The organism is Bradyrhizobium sp. HKCCYLS3077, from assembly GCF_051167555.1.
Classification (GTDB): Bacteria; Pseudomonadota; Alphaproteobacteria; order Rhizobiales; family Xanthobacteraceae; genus Bradyrhizobium.
Window position 1 is genome coordinate 631,743 of sequence record NZ_JBNPTH010000003.1, and the last position, 18,972, is coordinate 650,714.

19 protein-coding genes and 1 tRNA gene are annotated in these 18,972 nt (G+C 61.9%); 13 read left to right on the forward strand and 7 right to left on the reverse strand.

Features of this window, described 5'->3' with window-relative positions; translation table 11 throughout:
• Nucleotides 1-131: 131 nt before the first annotated feature.
• Nucleotides 132-281: a hypothetical protein gene (locus ACQR0Z_RS14760; RefSeq protein ID WP_434919066.1), complete on the reverse strand. Its 150-nt coding sequence runs from the start codon at nucleotides 279-281 to the stop codon at nucleotides 132-134.
• Between ACQR0Z_RS14760 and ACQR0Z_RS14765 the strand changes: the two genes are divergently transcribed.
• Together ACQR0Z_RS14765 and ACQR0Z_RS14770 are read left to right on the forward strand one after the other, a co-directional pair.
• Nucleotides 271-570 (forward strand): hypothetical protein, encoded by a 300-nt coding sequence (locus tag ACQR0Z_RS14765; protein WP_434919067.1) that lies wholly within the window; start codon nucleotides 271-273, stop codon nucleotides 568-570. The genes ACQR0Z_RS14760 and ACQR0Z_RS14765 overlap by 11 nt on opposite strands.
• Nucleotides 571-810: 240 nt before the next feature.
• Nucleotides 811-1,341, forward strand: coding sequence for a phytanoyl-CoA dioxygenase family protein (locus ACQR0Z_RS14770; protein ID WP_434919068.1), 531 nt, complete (start codon nucleotides 811-813; stop codon nucleotides 1,339-1,341).
• Between the two features lie 125 nt (nucleotides 1,342-1,466).
• On the opposite strand, the gene ACQR0Z_RS14775 is transcribed toward ACQR0Z_RS14770, so the two are convergent.
• Both ACQR0Z_RS14775 and ACQR0Z_RS14780 read right to left on the reverse strand, forming a co-directional pair.
• On the reverse strand, nucleotides 1,467-1,760 hold the full coding sequence (locus ACQR0Z_RS14775; RefSeq protein ID WP_434919069.1) for an HdeA/HdeB family chaperone: 294 nt from the start codon (nucleotides 1,758-1,760) through the stop codon (nucleotides 1,467-1,469).
• A gap of 948 nt (nucleotides 1,761-2,708) precedes the next feature.
• Nucleotides 2,709-4,487, reverse strand: a complete 1,779-nt coding sequence (locus ACQR0Z_RS14780; protein ID WP_434919070.1) for an acyl-CoA dehydrogenase — start codon at nucleotides 4,485-4,487, stop codon at nucleotides 2,709-2,711.
• A 292-nt stretch (nucleotides 4,488-4,779) separates the two neighbouring features.
• On the opposite strand from ACQR0Z_RS14780, the gene ACQR0Z_RS14785 reads away from it, so the two are divergent.
• Both ACQR0Z_RS14785 and ACQR0Z_RS14790 read left to right on the forward strand, forming a co-directional pair.
• Nucleotides 4,780-4,854: transfer RNA gene (locus ACQR0Z_RS14785), tRNA-Gln, on the forward strand.
• Between the two features lie 259 nt (nucleotides 4,855-5,113).
• Complete coding sequence (locus ACQR0Z_RS14790) at nucleotides 5,114-6,070, forward strand: Abi family protein (RefSeq protein WP_434919071.1); 957 nt, start codon at nucleotides 5,114-5,116, stop codon at nucleotides 6,068-6,070.
• A 10-nt stretch (nucleotides 6,071-6,080) separates the two neighbouring features.
• Here the strand turns inward: ACQR0Z_RS14790 and ACQR0Z_RS14795 are convergent, their stop codons facing one another.
• The 4 genes from ACQR0Z_RS14795 to ACQR0Z_RS14810 all read right to left on the reverse strand — a co-directional run bounded on the left by ACQR0Z_RS14795 (nucleotide 6,081) and on the right by ACQR0Z_RS14810 (nucleotide 10,173).
• Complete coding sequence (locus tag ACQR0Z_RS14795) at nucleotides 6,081-7,412, reverse strand: hypothetical protein (RefSeq protein ID WP_434919072.1); 1,332 nt, start codon at nucleotides 7,410-7,412, stop codon at nucleotides 6,081-6,083.
• A 248-nt stretch (nucleotides 7,413-7,660) separates the two neighbouring features.
• Entirely contained in the window at nucleotides 7,661-8,086 is a 426-nt protein-coding gene (locus ACQR0Z_RS14800) for a hypothetical protein (RefSeq protein ID WP_434919073.1), read from the reverse strand.
• A gap of 37 nt (nucleotides 8,087-8,123) precedes the next feature.
• Nucleotides 8,124-9,278, reverse strand: coding sequence for a DNA polymerase III subunit beta (locus ACQR0Z_RS14805; protein WP_434919074.1), 1,155 nt, complete (start codon nucleotides 9,276-9,278; stop codon nucleotides 8,124-8,126).
• 103 nt (nucleotides 9,279-9,381) lie between these two features.
• Nucleotides 9,382-10,173, reverse strand: coding sequence for a S24 family peptidase (locus tag ACQR0Z_RS14810; protein ID WP_434919075.1), 792 nt, complete (start codon nucleotides 10,171-10,173; stop codon nucleotides 9,382-9,384).
• Nucleotides 10,174-10,496: 323 nt separating this feature from the next.
• On the opposite strand from ACQR0Z_RS14810, the gene ACQR0Z_RS14815 reads away from it, so the two are divergent.
• The 9 genes from ACQR0Z_RS14815 (at nucleotide 10,497) to ACQR0Z_RS14855 (ending at nucleotide 18,766) form a co-directional block, all read left to right on the forward strand.
• Nucleotides 10,497-10,721, forward strand: coding sequence for a helix-turn-helix domain-containing protein (locus tag ACQR0Z_RS14815; RefSeq protein WP_434919319.1), 225 nt, complete (start codon nucleotides 10,497-10,499; stop codon nucleotides 10,719-10,721).
• A 12-nt stretch (nucleotides 10,722-10,733) separates the two neighbouring features.
• Nucleotides 10,734-11,510, forward strand: a complete 777-nt coding sequence (locus ACQR0Z_RS14820; protein WP_434919076.1) for an ATP-binding protein — start codon at nucleotides 10,734-10,736, stop codon at nucleotides 11,508-11,510.
• A 41-nt stretch (nucleotides 11,511-11,551) separates the two neighbouring features.
• A complete protein-coding gene (locus ACQR0Z_RS14825; RefSeq protein WP_434919077.1) occupies nucleotides 11,552-12,178 on the forward strand; it encodes a hypothetical protein in 627 nt (208 codons plus the stop codon).
• Nucleotides 12,179-12,287: 109 nt separating this feature from the next.
• Nucleotides 12,288-13,412, forward strand: coding sequence for a hypothetical protein (locus tag ACQR0Z_RS14830; protein ID WP_434919078.1), 1,125 nt, complete (start codon nucleotides 12,288-12,290; stop codon nucleotides 13,410-13,412).
• On the forward strand, nucleotides 13,405-13,683 hold the full coding sequence (locus ACQR0Z_RS14835; protein ID WP_434919079.1) for a hypothetical protein: 279 nt from the start codon (nucleotides 13,405-13,407) through the stop codon (nucleotides 13,681-13,683). Before ACQR0Z_RS14830 ends, ACQR0Z_RS14835 begins: the two co-directional genes overlap by 8 nt.
• A complete protein-coding gene (locus ACQR0Z_RS14840; RefSeq protein WP_434919080.1) occupies nucleotides 13,683-15,632 on the forward strand; it encodes a DEAD/DEAH box helicase family protein in 1,950 nt (649 codons plus the stop codon). The genes ACQR0Z_RS14835 and ACQR0Z_RS14840 overlap by 1 nt, the downstream gene beginning before the upstream one ends.
• 11 nt (nucleotides 15,633-15,643) lie before the next feature.
• Entirely contained in the window at nucleotides 15,644-15,910 is a 267-nt protein-coding gene (locus ACQR0Z_RS14845) for a hypothetical protein (protein WP_434919081.1), read from the forward strand.
• A gap of 133 nt (nucleotides 15,911-16,043) precedes the next feature.
• On the forward strand, nucleotides 16,044-16,247 hold the full coding sequence (locus ACQR0Z_RS14850) for a DUF6511 domain-containing protein (protein ID WP_434919082.1): 204 nt from the start codon (nucleotides 16,044-16,046) through the stop codon (nucleotides 16,245-16,247).
• An 11-nt stretch (nucleotides 16,248-16,258) separates the two neighbouring features.
• Nucleotides 16,259-18,766, forward strand: coding sequence for a bifunctional DNA primase/polymerase (locus ACQR0Z_RS14855; protein ID WP_434919083.1), 2,508 nt, complete (start codon nucleotides 16,259-16,261; stop codon nucleotides 18,764-18,766).
• The last annotated feature ends 206 nt before the right edge of the window (nucleotides 18,767-18,972 follow it).

Genomic DNA, 18,972 nt, shown 5'->3' on the forward strand with positions numbered 1-18,972 from the left:
GCCCGCCCGCGAAGTCTGACGCGCAGTGTTGCTTGGCGGCGTCACCGCAGTGTCACGGGCGGATGCCGATACGCAACGGTTCCCATCCGGGAACTGTTAGTCAGGCGGTCATGATTGCCGTTGACGAGGACTCAGACCGTCACGCTCTGGTTCGATGCGCCGGTGCCGCTGTTTCCGGAGGCGCTTTGGGCATTGTAGCCCTGCGCGCCCTTGCTGCTGTCCGATGCGGCCGCGGTCTTCGTCACCTCCGTCGATCCGTCGGAGTAGGTGATGGTCGTCATGGTGACGCCGTCGAGCGTGATCGAGACCTCGCTGACCACGGTCTTGCTCGCGGACGAGCCGCCGCTGCCGGAGGAGCTTTCCGAACTGCTGCCGGCCGAGCTCGTGGCCGATGACGAGGACGCGGCGGCCGTCGACGAGGTGGCGGTGGTGGTCTGGGCCGAGACCGTGGACAGAGGAGAACTGACGGAGCTGATCGACATGGCACTCTCGCGTGAAGAGGGACGAACCGCGCGGTTCGCTTCTTCAACGCCACGGGAGCGCGGAGCTGGCGCGACGAGTTGCGTCTGATTGTGTCCGTGCAACGCTGCGCTGTCGCCGAGCGGACGATTGCCAAACGTCCTGGATGCGCTCTAATCTCAATCGCGCATGACCGTCGAGTTCTCCTCTCTCCACAAGTCCCGCTTTGCTGATGCCGGTGCGGTGCATGTCCCGGCGTCGCTCGATGCGTCGGCCTTGCACGGACTTGTCGCCGCCTTGTCCGGCCACGCACCAAGGCAGGCCGGCACGCGTCTGCACGGAGTGGCAGCGTTGACACCGTTTCTCGCCAATGACGGCCCGATCGGTCGAGCCGCCGCCGCCGTTCTCGGGGACGCGACGCGCCCGGTTCGCGCCGTTTACTTCGATAAGACGGCTCAGGCCAACTGGGCCGTGCCATGGCATCAGGACCGCACCATCGTGGTGCGTGACCGCATCGAAGTCGTAGGCTTCGGTCCTTGGACGATCAAAGGCGGCCTGCAGCATGTCGCGCCGCCCTATGAGGTGCTGGCGCGCATGGTCACCTTGCGCGTCCATCTCGATGCCGTGCCGGCCGGCAATGCTCCGCTCCTGATCGCCCCCGGCTCGCACCGGCTCGGCCGCATCGCGGAGGCTGATGTGCCCAACGTCGTCGCACGCTGCGGCACCGCGGTGTGCCGCGCCGAGCCGGGCGACATCTGGCTGTATGCGACGCCGATCCTGCACGCCTCGGAGCCCTCCGTGCACCCCGGCCACCGCCGCGTGCTGCAGGTCGACTTTGCGGCGGACGAGTTGCCGGGTGGGCTGATGTGGTTGGGCGTATGAGCCGGCCGGACGGATTAGCGGGATAGGCGCAGCGTCATCAGTCGTTCGAGGAGCGGTGAGACGGCGGGTTACGCTGGCGCTAACCCGCCATTCGCAGCCTGGTTCAGCAATAGGTCGGTGGTCTGTTACTTGCCAAGGATCTTCTCCGCCGCCGTCACGATGCTGACCGACGGATGCTCGGCGCAATAGGTGCCGAACTTCTTGGCGTTGGCGACGAACTCCTCGGTGTCGAACAGCGCTTCGTCCTGGTCGCCCTTGTACCAGCCGTCCAGCCAGATCAGCACCATCTTGATGGTGTCGTCGCCGCTTTCGACGAACTGCTTGCAGCTCATGGTCGACAGATCGAGAACGACGGCGGAGGCCGGAGCGGACGACAGCATGAAGGCGGCGGCAAACAGCGCGGCGACGAGCGATTTCATGGATGGTCTCCAAACGATGTGATGAAAGCAATGAACTATGCGGAGCGTGACCGTCCCCTTCGCGGAGGCCATGAATGAATTGGCCCGATGCGACGGAGCAGTCCGGCTAGCACTGGCTGGAGCGCTCCGGGAAGTCAAGGGACGGAGCCCCGTGTGCGGCAATGCGTGCCCGACGGGCAAATCACGATCATCCGAAGCAAACCTGTCAAGATATTCTGAAAAACATAAATCGCTTGGCCGCCTCCCCAAATCAGCAGTATGGTCCGTACATCCCGTTGCACGGTAGGGGACGGTTCGCGGTCGTCACGGACGTTGGCAGCGGGATGCGGTGGATGCGGGCGGCGCAGTGCTTTCGGGCACGGACGAACGTCGGCTCGCGGACGGTGAAGGCGTGTGGTTCTGATACTCCGATGCTAGTATCCAGCGTAATGCGCGAAAGCGCATTGCGCGACATGGTGGCCAGAAAGCCCGGTGCACCAGGAAGAGCGCGCTATAGCCTGTTAAAACCATCGCGCGGGGAAGGCCGGGTCTGTCCGGCTGGACCTGTGGTGACTGCCGCCTGCTTTGTTTTCTGCAGGCGGGCCATGGGCCTCAGCCGAGGCCCGGCCTTCCTCGCGCCCTCCACTTGGAGGGGGCGGAACTTGAAGAGCACAGCTCGGGCGCGGAATGCGTCGCGAGACCGCGGATGCTCATCTGATCGCGACAGGCTGTTTGATAGAGTGGATTGGGAATTTGCCGTTTGCGTCATTGCGAACTGCGCTCGCAATGACGGATGTGGGGCAAGGGGGCGCCACAAACTCTCCCGTCGTCCCGGGCTTGACCCGGGACCCATAACCCCAGGGAGGAGTTCGGGGCAGGATGGTGGACCCATCTCGCCCAGTCACGATGGCCGGTGAGTCTGGGTCCCGGCTCAAGGCCGGGACGACACCGAGTGTGGGGTGCGAATCTTCACGCCACCAGCACGGCCTCCGCGCCGAGCACCGCGTCGGCGCCATCGGTGACGGTCTTTTCCAGCGACGGCGCCTGCACCGCGAAGGTTTCGGCGAAGAAGCGGGCGAGCGCGACGTGACGGGCGCCGTCGGTCTCGTTCTCGCTGCGCGCAGCCAGCGCCTCGTTCGCCAGCATGCAGCCGCCGAGCGCGGAGCCGAACAGGCGCAAGTAAGGCGTAGCGCCGGCGAGCGCGTCGTTCGGGGCCGTCCCGAGCTTCTCCAGCAGCCAGCGGCTGGAGCGGTCGAGCGCGCCCAGCGCCTCGCGCAGCTTGGCGCCGGTGGTGCCGAACGCCGGATCGTTCGAGGCCTCGACGCGGCGAACGATGTCGGTGAGTTCATCGAGCAGCTTGAACACCGAGGCGCCGCCGTTGGCGCCCAGCTTGCGGGTGACGAGGTCGATCGCCTGGATGCCGTTGGTGCCCTCGTAGATCGCGGTGATGCGCGCGTCGCGATAATGTTGCGCGGCGCCGGTCTCCTCGATGAAGCCCATGCCGCCATGGATCTGCACGCCGAGATAGGCGACCTCGTTGCCGATGTCGGTCGAGAACGCTTTCGCAATCGGCGTCAGCAGCGCGCCGCGCGCGGCGGCCTCGCTGCGCACCGCAGGATCCTTGGCGCGCACGGACACGTCGAGCGCCACCGCCGTGGCGTAGCAGATCGAGCGCGCGGCGGCGGTGAGAACGCGCATCTGCATCAGCATGCGCTTGACGTCGGGATGGGCGATGATCGCGTCCGAGCCGGTCGCCTTGCTGCCGACCGCGCGGCCCTGTTTGCGGTCCTGCGCGTAGGCCAGCGCCTGCTGATAGGCGCGATCGGCGACCCCCACACCCTCGAGGCCGACGCCGAGCCGGGCCTGGTTCATCATCGTGAACATGCAGCGCATGCCGGCGTTCTCTTCGCCGATGAGATAGCCGATGGCGCCGCCATTGTCGCCCATCGTCATGGTGCAGGTCGGCGAGGCGTGCATGCCGAGCTTATGCTCGACGCCGGTGGCGTAGATGTCGTTACGTGCGCCGAGCGAGCCGTCCTTGTTGACGAGGAATTTCGGGATCAGGAAGAGCGAAATGCCCTTGGTGCCGGCCGGCGCATCCGGCAGCCGCGCGAGCACGAAATGCACGATGTTGTCGGTCATGTCGTGCTCGCCATAGGTGATGAAGATCTTGGCGCCGCTGATGCGGTAGGTGCCGTCGCCGGCGCGCTCGGCGCGGGTTCTGAGCGCACCGACGTCGGAGCCGGCCTGCGGCTCGGTGAGCTGCATCGTGCCGGTCCATTCGCCGGAGATCAGCTTGCCGAGATAGATGTCCTTCAGTTCCTGGCTGCCATGGGCGTCCAGCGCCTCGATGGCGGACAAGGTGAGCAGCGGGCACAGGCCGAAGGCGACGTTGGACGCGCTCCAGATCTCGGTGCAGGCGGCGTTGATCGCAAGCGGCAGGCCCTGGCCGCCATGCGCCTCGGGACCGGAGACGGCGTTCCAGCCGGCCTCGGTCCAGCGCTTGTAGGCGTCGGGCCAGCCGGGGGCGGTCGTCACCTTCTTGTCCGCAAGCTTGATGCCGTGCTTGTCGCCGATCTTGTTGAGCGGCGCGAGCACGTCGGTGGCGAATTTGCCGGCTTCCTCGAGCACGGCTGTGGTGATGTCAGGATCGAAATCGCCGTAATGGCCGGCCTCGACCGCCGCCTTCAGCCCGGCGCCATGGTTGAGGGCGAGCAGCATGTCGTTGAGCGGGGCGCGATAGGTCATGGCGTGTCCTCGGGGGCTTTGAACGGTTGCCGGTTTGGCCGCCGTCATCCCATGAAACCGCCCAGTCCTCAACTTTTTCGCGTGGGCTCACGCGCAGGCGCCGCGACCGCCCGGGCAGGTCGGGATAAGGGCTTGCCAGGATTGACGAATTGGCCGCGGCGGCGGATCACCGGGCCAGCCTGTAAATTTCCTGCGGCGCGGCGGTTGAAATGGACGGTCGCGCTCTGTAGACCACGGTCGCCGACCCCGGAATCGCGCAGGCCCGTGCGCCCCGCCGATCCGGATGGCCTGATGGGGCGTAGCCAAGCGGTAAGGCAGCGGATTTTGATTCCGCCATTCGGAGGTTCGATCCCTCCCGCCCCAGCCAGCTTTCTGGAGCGTGGTCAGAAGGTTAGGCGTTCATGCCGATGTCATTCTGAACAACGCTGCTTTGAGCATTCTGAACGTATGTTTCTGGTGCGTTCGCGGACTGTGCTTTGGCATACAGAGGAGACGAGCGCTGACTCCAAGACGTCCGCTACCGTAAAACATCCCCTGATTTCGCCTTAAGGAGTAATTGACTTTTTACTCCGCACAACTAGGTTGACTGTCAATAACACCCCGCCCGCCTCTCCATGGAAGCGCATATGGTGGGGTTTTCCTTTTTTAGGGCCACAATTTTGGCGCGCATTCCGTTCGCGAAACCCGCTCTCAGTTTGGAAGAGCAGGCAATACTTCTCGCAGCGAGAGGCTTGGTGTTTGAGAACTGGGCCGACTCGATCACTCATCTTCAACACATCGGCTACTATCGATTCACCGGCTACTTGCACCCTTTCAAGATTGGCGCAGGTGGAGCTGAGTACTATCGGCCGGGAACGACATTTGAGTTGGTGCATGATCGATACATTTTTGACCGTAAACTTCGGATGATTGTTCTTGAGGCGGTGGAGAAGATCGAAATTGCGGCTAGGTCTGCGATATCCAATTCAGTAGGAACCAAGCACGGCCCACATTGGTACCTAAACAGAGCAAACTTTGCTAAGCCCAACTGGTACGCGCGCCGAGGCTTCACGATAGAGGATTGGCACACGCGCTTCTTGACCGATATCGAAAGCCAAATAACTCGAAGTCGAGACGTTTTTATCAAGCACTATTTTGATAAATACTCAGATCCTGCGCTTCCGCCATGCTGGATGCTCTTCGAAGTGCTATCGTTCGGCACGATTTCGGAATGTCTAAAGTTTCTAAAGCACCCCGAGCATAGTGAAATTTGCAAACGATTTGGCCTAAGCCACCAGATACTTAGTTCGTGGCTTCACACAGTATCTTACATCCGAAACATTTGCGCCCATCATTCGCGGCTTTGGAATCGAGTTCTCACAATCAAACCAACGATTCCGAATGCCCGCCGCGCTCAGTTCAATGGAGAGAATGACAGGATCTATGCAGCGCTCCTCGCGATGCAAATACTGTTGACAGCAGTTTGGGAGACTAACCATTGGGCGGAAGCACTTAGATCTCTCGTGGATGCTCATCCCGCTGTCCCGCTAGCCTCAATGGGCTTCCCCCCAAACTGGAAGGATCGCAAGGAGTGGAGATTTTAGCTCTGGAGTATCACCTTACTGCTGTTTTTTCCTGCCAAAGTTCGTCGGCCGATAGGTCCCGGGATTCTGTTTGTGCCGAAATTGCTAAAACGTGGGCTCGTCGCTTCCTAGTAGCGGCCAAGACTCGCGGTGCCGTTCGTTTGGCGTAGCCCGCGTAGCTTTCCTTCGTGCGGTGAGCAGAGAGCGCTCGGCCTTGGCCCTCAGTCAGCTCAGCTTCTTCCAACTCGGTCATGCCGCCATGTCGGCAGGCGTCTAAGGTGAAATGCGCCGGGAGTCCAATATCTTTTCGAAGCCGTTGCACAATCTTCTGCATACCGGAGAAACTGTAGGGCTTGGCATATGCCTTGGCGTCGGGCTTGACATGACGCTTGCCGGTGGCCGGCAGGACCTCGCGCAAAATGAGCGGCACACCCAAGCGCTTCAGGTGCGCAAGGATGACTTCGGCCTCAGGATATAGCTGCACGGTCGTCCCGTCATCTAGTACGTCTTCCAAGGGATGATCGATTTTCGCGCCGGTCTTGTGGTGCTCGATCTGGATCACCGGAGGCCCGCTCTTGTTAGCCCGATAGCCTGTCCAGCGGATATGCCCCGCCAAGACGTTTTCCGGGCGCTGGAGCCATTCGAAGCAAATGACGGCCGCAGCAGCTGCGCCGACCTCGCCGCGCTCCACGGCTCCGTTAGCGAAAGTGTAGACCTGCTCGCGAGTAACGGCCGCCTTGGTGGCCTTAACGCGAGTCTTCATCGTGACGCCGGGCCACGGATTCGGGACGTCTTTGGCGAACTCGGCCGGGTACAGGCGATGCACCACGCGCCAGGCCTTGCGGCACAGACCGACGAACTTCTCGCCTCGACGGTATAGGATCGGTTCGCCCTGTTCGTTGGCTATAAACTTTTCATAGAGCAGGTCGGCGGCGCGGGGGCTGATGCTCTTGATCGGCAGTGAGCCGATGCGCTCTCCCTTCTTATTCACGAAGTTGCATATGGCCTGCATGCTGTGCTCGTAGCCCGGTCGCGACCGCTTCGAGACTTTTTCAAGATAGGCCTTCGACCGCTTGTACTCTCGAAAGAGCCAATCAATCGAGCCAACCCGAGCGCCCGCAAGATTTCTCTCGGCGACGGCCTTCCCGGTATATTGGGCGAACCAATCATCAAATAGAGCGTTCAAAACAGCGGCCCGGCCTCCGCTGCCATCAATGCCGCAAGCAGTGACATAGTCGCCAAGCGGCTCGTTTGGAACCGGACAGCCCGCTTTGCGGTACTTGACCGGGACGGTGAAATAGAACGCCTGTCGGCCTCCGGACAGCGTCTTATGCAGCACGTAACGAGGAAGCTTCAGAGCCACGATCACAGATCCTCGGCGGCGTCGTATTCCTGCGATGCCGGCGCGATTGCTTTGTCCAAATCGTCGATCAACCATAGCTGGCGGCGTCCTTCCTTTACGCGGGGCCAAGGATACTCCGACCCAACCCGCTTTAGAAACCCCTCAACCGATGTCTCTCCAACGTACCCAGCCGCGAGCGGCGCCGGCATACGGCGCGGCCAGGAACCTTGCGGGATTTCTACGGGACGTAGCGGGCGGCTCATGGGTCTTCAATTCAAAAGGGCGAACTGGTCAGGGTGGACCGCCGGCGGGCGCTTGCGCTTCGCGCCTAGCGGAGCAGGCTTGATGGCAGTCGGCTCACGCAGGAACGGAAACCGTTCGTGAATGTCGGTCACGATCTCGATCAGCGCCGTGATCGTCTGCGTCATCGTGAGGCCGAGCTTGTCGGCGATGGGCTGAAGCTCGGCCCTGACTTCCTCGGGGAGGGCCTTCGCGCGGGGCACTGCAACGAAGTCCCAGCCCAGGAAGCCGAGCACGGCTTCGAGCGATTCGAGACCCGGCTTGTTCTTGCGACGCCAAGCTTTGATAGACGCGCGCCGAACGCCTGAACCTTCCTCGGTCTCGTCATAGGTGAAGCGGAGGCGTGCCATCTCCGCGAATACCAACTTCACATGAGGACCGACGCGGTCGGGCATGGTGACCGTGCGCCGGTTGGCCCGGTCGCACCGGTGACTAATCATGCTTCGGACCCGCCGCCATCTCGGTCGAGATGTTCATCATGCCAATCGCGCCGATCAGCTCGGGCTCGTCTTCGGCACGGAAAATCACACGACGGTTCGAATGATCGGGGTGGAGAGATATCGTGGAGACCTTAAACGCCCCGAGCATCGTCTTCAGGTACTGACCATTGAGGCCGAACGACGCCACCTCTCCGTTGATGTCTGCCTCGACCACATCAACGCCGCCCCCGGTTTGACCGCCGACCGCAACCACGAAGCCGTCGTCCGATCCTGCGCATTGGAGGCGATAGCCTTGATCCTTGAGGGCAAAGGGTTCGAGAAGGGCGACCGCGCTCGCACACGCGGCCCGCTCCAGCTCAATACGCGTTTCGCTCGGGTTGGACACCAGCGGCGCATAATTTGGATAGGTGCCGAGCAATAGGGAAGAGCAGAAGCGAGTCGAGTCGGTCGAGACGAAGATCGAATGCTCGTTGATGACGACTTGAACGTCTTCGGCGGTGCGAAACAAACGGATGATCTGCGACACGGTCTCGGCGCTCAAGATGATGCCGGGCCGACGGCTGCCATCGATCGGCATGTCTTCGGCTCCCGCGGGGGCAGGGATCGAAGTCATGATCAGGATCATGCCGGTGGTGCCAACTGCCGCGAGGCGCCTCCCGGTGACGTGAAAGAACACGCCCTGCATCGGCGAGTTGGGGACGGTTGATAGTTCGGTGGCGGTGTGACCGAACAGCTTGACGAAGTCAGAGCCGTCGATCTTGAAGCTCGCACCTTCCTCCCGATACTGCCGAGCAGGCCAGTCGCCGGCGGGGAGGGTCGGGAAGCTCGTGCGCGAACGGCCAGCCTTGACGATCATCTCGTGCTTGGAATCGTCATAGTCGATCGTGACGTCGACACCCTTCGGGAGTCGATCCACGACCATCTTCAGCTTGCTGGCGTCAACGGTAGTCGAGCCTTCGCACTCCACGACGCACTCGCCTGACGCCTCGACTTGCATGCTGAAGTCGGTGGTTGCGACGTGCAGCAAGCCGTCGCGTGCGATGATGCGCGCGTTGTTGGCGATGACGGCAGGCGAGTTCTTCGGCGCGCTGGACACGCCGCGCGTTACAATCTCGGCGAGCTTGTCCCGATTGATCTTCAGTTTCATTGACGACATGGTCCTCTGCCCTCCCGTGAGCGTGCAACGGACCGTATCTATTTATATCCGTCAAGTCAACGGATATATTGTGCAGAGAGAACGGGACTGCTGCCTAACCGAGTTCGCAGCTTCCTATGATGCGATCCAGTGCCTTCACTTGGGAGCGAGGCAAGTCGACGACTGTGCCGTCGCCAAGCATGCGGACGGTGATCTTGTCGATCGAGATCGTCACCACTTCGCGAATCGCAACGCGGTCGTCGGTCTGACGCACCACGGCGAAACCTCCGTGCCCAACTTGCTTGTTTGGATTGACGATCACCACCTCGCCAACTCGGAAGCGAGGAGCCATGGTATCGTCGGGGACCGCGATGCAATACACGTCATTGCTCAGCGGCATAACGAAGGGCGCTCTTCGCGAGTCGTTGAGAGCGAAGAAGCCATCAGGGTCCGTGAGGCCGGTTTGATAGAGCGTGATGGACTTCATCACGAGGGTTACAGGCTCAACGTTCTGGGGAAGTACGCTGGTGGCCGCGGTCCGAGGGGAGGCTTGCTCCCCGATCAGGTATTCGTAGTCGCAATCCAGGATTGGAGCGAGTTTCGCAAGTCCTTCTTTAGTGGGATTGAGCGACTTTCCGGCGAGAAGGTCGTTCACATATGAAAGGCCAAGCCCAGCTCGGCGGGAGAGCTCATTCCGCGAAGTCCTCAACTGCAAAACGCGTTCCTCCACGCGCTCTTTGATGATGTCGAGTTTCGGATGCACCCGATGCTTCCGCCCAGGCTGCACAGACTTCGCCATAGTTCCATCCCCCGCAGTATCACCCGTACTCAATACCATACTAGGCACCTTCATTTGTGGACCTTGCCTGCCAATAACTAAAACAAAATCAAAGGCTAACGCCGTCACCTCGCTCTCCTTCGGATCAGGAGTCTAGCGTTGGTGTCAATTATATCCGTTATATCCGTTGACTATCGACGTTGCATCAGCTAGAAAAGGTTCGCTTTCATCAGCGAAGAATATCCATCGATTCGGCATAAACCCGAAATGCGACGGATGTCAAGCGGCGTCAACGGATGGAAATGACTGAACTATCGAAGCAAGAGCTTGTGGTTAAGGTCGCCGCACTCACTGCCACTATCGAAGACATGCGTCGGTCCATAATTCTCGCAGCCTCTCTTCCGGCGGCGTGGAAGTTGACGCCGTAGGAGCGCCACCTGTTTCTGGCGCTGATCGCCAACGAGACCGTCATGAAGCCTATGGCGATGGTGATCCTCTACGGAGCCAATGAGGACGGCCGCGAAACCCATTCCGTCGATGTCTTCATCTCTCGCATCCGGCGCAAGACCGAACGCCACGCCGTCACCATCGAGACCATCAATCGCACCGGCTACCGGCTGGTCGATCGTCTCCAATGGGCCAAGACCTTGAAGCTCGACACGTCCGTCGCGCACTAACCGGGGAGCCGAATGGCAATCTCACTCAAGAGTATCAAGAAAAAGACGGCGGCCGAGTTGCAGCCGATCTTCACGATCTACGGCGTTCCGAAGGTGGGCAAGTCGTCGCTCGCGTCAGAGTTTCCGCGGCCGATCTTTATCCAGACCGCCGAAGGCGAGAGTGTTCCGGCGGGTGTCGTCGCTGAGACCCTCGAAGTCCGCAACTATGCGGAACTGTGCGAGGCGATCACTGTGCTCGTATCCGATGAACACAGCTACAGCACGGTGATCTTCGATTCAACGACCGGTCTGGAGAACATCATCCGCGCAGAGGCGTGCGCGCGGAATGGCTGGAAGAGCATCGAAGACCCGGGCTACGGCAAGGGCTACAAGATGGCCGCTGGCATCTTCCTTGAATACATCGACGGCATCATGACCCTGCGTCGTGAGCGCAATATGTCGATCGTGCAACTCGGCCACTGCGACATCTCGCGCTTCGATTCGCCCTCGACCGACCCGTACTCGCGCTATCGCATCAACCTCCATAAGGATGCAGCGGATATCGTCGAGGCGAACAGCGACGTCATCGCGTTCGTCAACTTCAAGGCCAGCATCAAGAAAGTCGATGCGGGCTTCGGCAAAGACCTCCGTCACGCCGAAGGCGGCGGTACGCGTTGGATGTTCCTCGAAGAGCGTCCCAGCCACATTGCGGGCAACCGCTTCGGCATGCCGCATGAGCTCCAGTACCGGAAGGGGGAAGGATACAAGGCGCTCGCCAAATACCTGCCGCCGCTGCCGGAAGCTGCCTAACACCAATCCCTCAACGCCATAGCATCCAAGGGGAGCATCAGATGGCAGACTTCGGCGTAAATCTCAACGACGTGGACGCGGCGAATAGCAATGCGTCGGGCGGTGGCGGTCCCATCATCCCGCGCGGTCGCTACGGCTTCCAAATCGTCGAGGGCGAGATCAAGCAAAACTCGAAGAAGAACGGCGACAATTACGCGTTCAAGGCCGAGTGCACCGACGAAGGTCCGTTCTTCAAGTCGATCGTTTACGGCACCATCGTCCTGTCGAACCCGAGCGCCTGGGCGCAGAACAACGGCCACGCGCAACTTCAGGCGCTCGGCATGGCGATGGGCTTCGGCAAGGGCGAGTTCACTAGCACGGATATGGCGCTCTATCAGCCGTTCGTCGCTGACATCGACATCGAGATTTATAAGAAGGACGGCCAGGACAAGGAACGCAACGTCTTTGCCGCGTACATTCACGAGGGCAACGCTCACACCGAGCCGCCATCCGAGAAGGCGCCGGCCACGCCCGTTTCGAACGACAATAGCCGCGCCCAGATCAGTGCGGCGAACACCACCCAGCCCCACTCCTCGACGGCTCGCCAGACGCAGAACGGCGGCTCGGCCCCATCCAAGGGTGGCGGTGCCGCGGGTGGCCGCGCGATGCCCTGGAAGCGCTCCGCCTAAGGCGCGTTGACCCCTGGCCGGGGCTTGGGCCCCGGCTTCTACCACTCCCTTCACGACAGACTGCAGTCTGCCCAACGCGCCTTCGGCGCGAACGATAGAGGCTTGCCGTATGGCCGAGTTCCCGGTCCTCCACAATCCGACGACCGCCGCGATCTATGAGGCGTATGCCAAGTCTCGCGCCCGGGCCTGGGATTCTATGGGCATCTCGATCTCCCTTCTCGGTGAGGAGTGCGAGCGTGCCCTTTGGTACGCGTTCCGCTGGGCCTCGAAGCCCGAAGTCATCGACGGCCTTAAGGCGATTACGTTCGAGACCGGCGAGATCGAAGAGACGCGTCTGCTCAACGCGCTGCGGATGATCGGCTGCGAGGTGGACGAAGTCGATAGTCGAGGGAAGCAGTATCGCGCGAGCGCAATCGCCGGCCACGTTCGCGGCAAGATGGACGGCAAGGTGCTCGGTCTCCCTGAAGCGCCGAAGACTTGGCATATCGTCGAGTGCAAGTCGATGAAGGATACCTATTGGGAGAAGGTGAAGAAGCACGGCGTTCGTGAGGGCTACTTCTCCCATTGGGTCCAGCTCAACACCTATTGCCATCTCTTCGGTTACGAACGCGGCCTCTACATCTGCCGGAACAAGAACACCGGCGAGGTCTACAGCGAGCGCATCCACGCCGACCACGTTGAGGCGATCCGGCTTCTTCAACGCGCGGAGCGGATCGTCAACTACGCCAATCCGCCCATGAAGCTGCACAACGACCAGAAGGCGAAAGCCGCCTTCAAGTGCCGGACCATGTGCAGCCACAAGGCGATCTGCCACGACGGCGAGTTCGCACGTGTGTCCTGCCGGTCGTGCCTGCATGCCACGCCTGAGCATTTCGGCGACGCCGCTTGGTCCTGTGCGCGCTGGGGCAAGCCGCTCTCGTTGGCAGAGCAGAAGGCCGGATGTCCGGCGCATCTCTTCGTTCCGACGCTTGTGCCCGGCGAGGTCACCGACTCCAGCGAGGGAGAGGAATGGATCCTCTACACGCTGCGTGACGGCCGCGAGTGGCGTGACGGCTCCAAGTCCACGACTCGCTATTGGCACCATCCCGAAAGCTGCTCGGTCTTCACCACGCAATCAGACGAAGCGGACCCCCGCGAAGGCGGCGGCGCGGATGCAATGCTGGTCGAGGAGATCACGGCCGGGCAGTTCGAACAGCTCAAAAGTCACTACGCAAACGGAGAATACCATGGCTGACTTTCCGCACCGAGTTCGCTTCGTCGACGCAACTCATCGCGACTGCAAGTTCTTCCTGCCGGGGGAGTCGGGCATGTTCGGCTTTGCCTGCGGCGCGCCGTGCGGCGAGGGTGAATCGTTCTGCGAGTGTCACTACCGGCATTGCTTCAGGACGCTCACGCGGGTCAGCCGCACGATCTCCCGGAACGATGACGTGGTGGTCTGCGAGATCCAGATCGAAGACTCCGAGCTGGAGCTGACGGGGCTGGTATGCGGCGGGATCATGCGCTGATGCCCGTGAATCTCCGCGATTACCAACGCAAAGCGTGTGACGCGCCCTATAAGTATTGGGCCGAGAAGCCCAAGGGCAACCCTCTTATCGTTGTTCCGACCGGCGGTGGCAAATCCATGATCCTGGGCACGATCTGCGAAGAGTTTATCGGCATGGAGCCAACGACGCGCATGATCATGGCGACGCACGTCAAAGAATTGGTGCAGCAGAACTTCGAAGAGCTGTTGGGCATTTGGCCGTTCGCACCGGCCGGTGTCTATGCGGCATCGCTGAAGCGCAAGGAGGTGCACAACCAGATCACCTTCGGCAGCATTCAATCGATGTTCCGCGTAGCCGAGAAGTTCGGCCGCATCGACGTGCTCTTGATCGACGAAGCGCATCTCGTGCCGCCGGATGAAGCCGCTATGTACGGCAAGTTCATCAAGGCGCTTCGCGCCGTGAACCCGGACATGCTGATCTTGGGGCTAACCGCCACGCCCTACAGGCTCAACTCGGGCATGCTCACCGAAGGCGACGACGCGCTGTTCGATGACATCATTTATGAAATCTCGATCAAAGAGCTGATCGACATGGGCTACCTCTGTCCGCTGGTCTCAAAGGCCACGCAGACGGTGTTCGATCTCAAAGGCGTCGGCCGGTCCGGCGGCGACTTCAAGATCGGAGCGCTTCAGGCTGCCGTGGATAAGCATCCTGTCACGGAGGCCGCTGTCAAGGAAGTGATCGCGTTCGCGAACAGCAACGAGCATCCGCGCAAGTCGTGGTTGTTCTTCTGCTCGGGCGTGGAGCACGCCTTGCACGTCCGCGACGAAGTCCGGCGTCACGGCTATTCGTGCGAGGCAATCCACGGCGACACCGATGACGGGGATCGCGAGCGTTGGATCAGGGAGTTCAAGGCGGGCAAGATCACGGCGCTCACCAATGCGAACGTGCTCACGACCGGCTTCAATGCGCCGCGCACCGATCTGCTCGCGATGTTGCGACCGACCGAATCCACTGCGCTGTACGTGCAGATGGTCGGCCGTGGCACGCGCTGCATGGGCAGGGACATTCACGAGTCGATCCGCAACGGCAAGTCGGACTGCCTGGTTCTCGACTTCGCGGGCAACGTCCGGCGGCATGGTCCGGTCGATCAGGTGAAGGTGCGGAAACCCGGCAAGGGCGGTGGTGAAGCGCCGGTCAAGGAATGCCCCGAGTGTCACTCGCTGATCTTCGCGGGGCTGCGCGAGTGTCCGGACTGCGGCCACGCTTTCGAGCGTGATATCGAGAAGAACATCAAGCAAACCGCCGACTCGGTGCCGATCCTGTCAACCTCGAAACCCAATTGGGTGAAGGTCAACCGGCGCACGTTCTATCGCCACGATAAGTCCGGCGGCACACCGAGCGTCCGCGTCGAGTACATGTGCGGCTTCACGGTGCACAAGGAATGGATTTGCCCGGAGCACAAGGGCTTCGCTCGGGTGAAGTTTGAGAAGTGGTGGGAGGAACATGGCGGCGGCGATGACGCGCCGTTCACCATCAACGACACGCTCACGCAGGCGGGCAAGAAGGTGCTGCGCGAGACGACCGAGATCATGATCCGCGCCAACGGTCGGCACTATGAGGTGATCGGCCGGAAGCTCGGCTCGCCCGGCGTCTTCACGCAGGACAACTTAGTTTCGGTGCAGCCGTCACGCGAAGAGATCGTTGCGCGGAACTATGAACTCAATGGTAAGCCGGAGGAGGCGGCCCGCTACCGCGCCCAAGTCGCGGCAAGGCAGGCGACGGCGAACGACAATGCTCGGCCGACGATGCCGGGCGTGAGCCGCGCGTCGGCGGCGAAGGCGTCGATGCCTGGGCATGCAAAGCCGGTGGCGCAGCTTCGCACGAGCGCCTCGTGGGCCGCCGAAGACAAAGATGTGTTCGTCAGCACTTGGGGCAAGCACGATTTCGACGACGATATTCCATTCTGAGGGGACGGGACATGAGTGCACCAAACGCAAAGCGGGTTCTTCGCCGCAACGAGATTTATGTGAAGCTCTCGAAGTACTGCGATGGGCAGGGCTACCGCTATGAGCCCGTCATCGGCGGGAGGCACCACTACATTGAGGTCTTCATCGGCGAGGGGAGGCCCGTGCGGATGATCTTCTCGGCGAGCGCCAGCGACCACCGCGCCGCTAACAACGCTCTCACGGTGCTCAAGCGCCTCATTCGTCAACGTCAGGCGAGCAATGACAATAGCAAGGTTTGATCCCGAGCCGATTTGCTGCGGCGTCTGCAAGCGGCTGGCGATCGGGATCGGATATGCGCCGAAGCAGGGTAAGCCTGTTCTTTGGCTCTGCACGGATGCGACGTGCATCTCTTTGGGGGAGAGTGTTTTCAAGATGGCACCGAAGGCTCTGAGCGCTCATGAGCTATTTGCGCTCGACGAGGCTGGCGAGGCCGCTGGCGCATACCTCGAAAGCATCGGCAAGTTCGATCTCACGCAGTTGTCCCAGGCTGAGTGGTCGCAGTTCCTGAAGACGGTTCTCAACACTTATGGCGAGCGCATGCGCGTGCGCCTGCTCAATCACACCGCTCCGTTTTGAAGGCTGCCGTCATGTCTGATTCTCCGTTCGCCCAGGTCGGCCCGACGCTGTATGAAAAGGGCTACTCGCCGATCCCGATCATGCCCGGCAACAAGGTTCCCGGCCTCATGGTCGGCGACGAGTGGCGCATGTTCAAGGGCTGGAATGAGTTCTGCGTTGAGCGGCCGTCGCAATTCCAGATTAACCAGTGGGCCAAATGGCCGGACGCGGGTGTGGGCGTCGCTTGCGGCCGCGGCCTGACCTGCATCGACATCGATCAGGAAGAGATCATCGAGCCGCTGCTCGCGATCCTGCCGGTGCCCTACGTCCAGAAGAAGGGCCGCAAAGGCATCTCGCTTTTCTATCAGGGCAACACGGATATCATCCGTTCGAAGAACTACCGCACGCCCGACCGCGTCGGTCTTGTCGATCTGCTCGCCGAAGGCAAGCAAACGGTCCTGCCGCCCTCGATCCATCCCGATACCGGCGAACCCTATTATTGGTGGACCGACGAAACGCTGCTCGATGTTGGCCTCGCCGCTCTGACCGAGCTGCCGAACGATATCGGCGAGCAGATCGGCGAGGTGCTGCGCGCGTTCGGCTATGACCCGGACGGCGACCGCGCGCCGGACCCGGCCGGTTCCGACCATCCGGACACGGTGAGTAGCCATACCTCGAACTTCTTCCGGAAGCTCAACGAGGACGCGCTCGCCCGGATCGATGCGTGGGCACCGAAGCTCAACCTCCCGAAGGGGCGCTTCCTTGGCCGCGTCTATCGCGCCGTGGCTCCGTGGCGCGCCTCGGGCTCGGGCCGCCCCATGAGCCGCCGTTCGGCAAACCTCTCGATCTCGCCGGGTGGCATTGAGGACTTCGGCACCGGCGAGAGCTTCACGGCGCTCAACGTCGTGATGAAGACGTTGCAGATCCCCGACTCCGAGTTGGACGCGGCCGTGCAGTGGCTCGGCGGCTGCCTGGGCTATGACTTCTCGCCGAACATCACCCTGACCATGGGGCCGAAGACGCTGGCGATGCTGGCGGCACGGGAGGCCCGTGAGCGCGGCGAGGAGCCGCCGGTGCGCTCAGCGATCGAGGAGGCATTGACGCCCCCGCCGCATCCCGACTGGCACCCCACGGTTATCCATGGGGCCGTGGAGCGGCCCGCCGGCGGTGACCTCACTGCCTACCTCACCACGCCGCCCAGCGAGCCCGCTGCGGCCCCTGCGGAGCCCGCCGGTGAGTTGGCCGGGGAAGTGGAGCCCAACGCACCGGAGACGCCCCCAGCGTCGTCTATGGTCGAGCTGGAGACCCTTTGCCGTGGCATCCCCGGACTCGTCGGCGAGCTGGTCGAATGGATGGCGTGTTCGTCGTCCAGTCCGTCGCGGCCGTGCGCCCTCGGGCCTGCTCTGCTTTGGGTTGGGACGATCGCGGGCCGTCATCAGGCCGGGCCTACCGATCTGCGCACCAACCTCAACGTGGTGACCCTGGCACCGCCTGGTTACGGCAAGGACCACGCGCGGCAAGCGCTCTACCGGCTTGCGACGAAGACGGGGCTGTTCCGCTTCATGGCACCGGAGAACTTCCTGTCGGACTCCGCGCTTCGCAAGACGATCGAGCAGAACCCGGTCATGATGTCGATGATGGACGAGTTCGGCGGCTTCATCGGCAAGATCATGGACCGGCGGGCCGGGGCGCACCAATCGAACTTGCGCCACATGATCCTCCAGCTCTTCACCACCTCGAACAGCGTCTACACCGGCGCGGCAGCCGCCCAAGAACAGGCGACGCCGATCCATCAGCCGTGCTTCTCGATCTATGGGACCACGACGCCGCATGACTTCTGGCCGTCGATGTCCGGCCGGGGCGTCGGCGACGGCTTCCTGCCGCGTTGGCTTGTGCTGCCGATCTCGGGCAAGCCGTTGCTCGATCAGCCGGTGACGCAGCCCTATCAGCCGCCGGACCGGATCGTCGAGGCGAGCCGTGCCGTGTTCAAGCTCTCACGGCGTGGTGCCAACCTGCCGGACATGGCGTCGCAGCCGGTGATCAACCCGATCGTTGCCGAGTGGGGCGGGGATGGCTTCGAAGCCTTCAGGTGGTATCGCCAGCGCTTCGCGAAGTGCTCCGAAGAGGCGAGCGAGGACAGCAAGGTTCTGTGGACCCGCTCGATCGAGATCATGTTGCGGATCGCCCATATCGTGGCGATCGGCATCAACCCCGAGCGGCCGATGCTCACGGACGATCTGCTCGATTGGGCCGGACGGCTGACCGAGCTTTCGACCAAGTCCTGCATCGTCGAGATGAAGGACCGGCTTGCCTCGAACGATAAGCAGGCGGAATACCTGTTCGTGCGGCGGCTGATCAAGGAAGCTGGTCAGGCGGGAATCACCACCGTCGCGCTGAAGCAACAGATCAACGGGCTCTTCGATAACGCTCGGTACGAGTCGATTATCAAGCAGCTCCAGGATGCGAATCAGGTGAGCGGCCGTATGGGGACCGGCCCGAAGGGAGGGCGGCCCGCATTCCGTTATTACGCTGCCGCCTAGGCCGCGACCTCATAGACCCCGTAGGGCTTACGTAAGCTCGCCAGACTCCTTTCGCGACTATATTTTGCGGCGCAGCAGAATGACCCAATGCCCAGCAAGGCACCGCGCATCCAAGTCTGGGTATGTCCCTCGTTGCGAGTTTTTGTAGCTCGGGGCGAGGCCCGCCCGCCGAGCATACCAATGCGACTTAATTCTTCGGGCGAGAG

Coding starts and splice junctions, on each gene's coding strand:
- ACQR0Z_RS14850 (WP_434919082.1), top strand. CDS start 16,044: ATGGCACCGAAGGCTCTGAGCGCTCATGAGCTATTTGCGCTCGACGAG.
- ACQR0Z_RS14800 (WP_434919073.1), bottom strand. CDS start 8,086: ATGCCCGACCGCGTCGGTCCTCATGTGAAGTTGGTATTCGCGGAGATG.
- ACQR0Z_RS14835 (WP_434919079.1), top strand. CDS start 13,405: ATGGCTGACTTTCCGCACCGAGTTCGCTTCGTCGACGCAACTCATCGC.
- ACQR0Z_RS14855 (WP_434919083.1), top strand. CDS start 16,259: ATGTCTGATTCTCCGTTCGCCCAGGTCGGCCCGACGCTGTATGAAAAG.
- ACQR0Z_RS14775 (WP_434919069.1), bottom strand. CDS start 1,760: ATGAAATCGCTCGTCGCCGCGCTGTTTGCCGCCGCCTTCATGCTGTCG.
- ACQR0Z_RS14825 (WP_434919077.1), top strand. CDS start 11,552: ATGGCAGACTTCGGCGTAAATCTCAACGACGTGGACGCGGCGAATAGC.
- ACQR0Z_RS14765 (WP_434919067.1), top strand. CDS start 271: ATGGTCGTCATGGTGACGCCGTCGAGCGTGATCGAGACCTCGCTGACC.
- ACQR0Z_RS14780 (WP_434919070.1), bottom strand. CDS start 4,487: ATGACCTATCGCGCCCCGCTCAACGACATGCTGCTCGCCCTCAACCAT.
- ACQR0Z_RS14830 (WP_434919078.1), top strand. CDS start 12,288: ATGGCCGAGTTCCCGGTCCTCCACAATCCGACGACCGCCGCGATCTAT.
- ACQR0Z_RS14820 (WP_434919076.1), top strand. CDS start 10,734: ATGGCAATCTCACTCAAGAGTATCAAGAAAAAGACGGCGGCCGAGTTG.
- ACQR0Z_RS14845 (WP_434919081.1), top strand. CDS start 15,644: ATGAGTGCACCAAACGCAAAGCGGGTTCTTCGCCGCAACGAGATTTAT.
- ACQR0Z_RS14805 (WP_434919074.1), bottom strand. CDS start 9,278: ATGAAACTGAAGATCAATCGGGACAAGCTCGCCGAGATTGTAACGCGC.
- ACQR0Z_RS14840 (WP_434919080.1), top strand. CDS start 13,683: ATGCCCGTGAATCTCCGCGATTACCAACGCAAAGCGTGTGACGCGCCC.
- ACQR0Z_RS14790 (WP_434919071.1), top strand. CDS start 5,114: ATGGTGGGGTTTTCCTTTTTTAGGGCCACAATTTTGGCGCGCATTCCG.
- ACQR0Z_RS14760 (WP_434919066.1), bottom strand. CDS start 281: ATGACGACCATCACCTACTCCGACGGATCGACGGAGGTGACGAAGACC.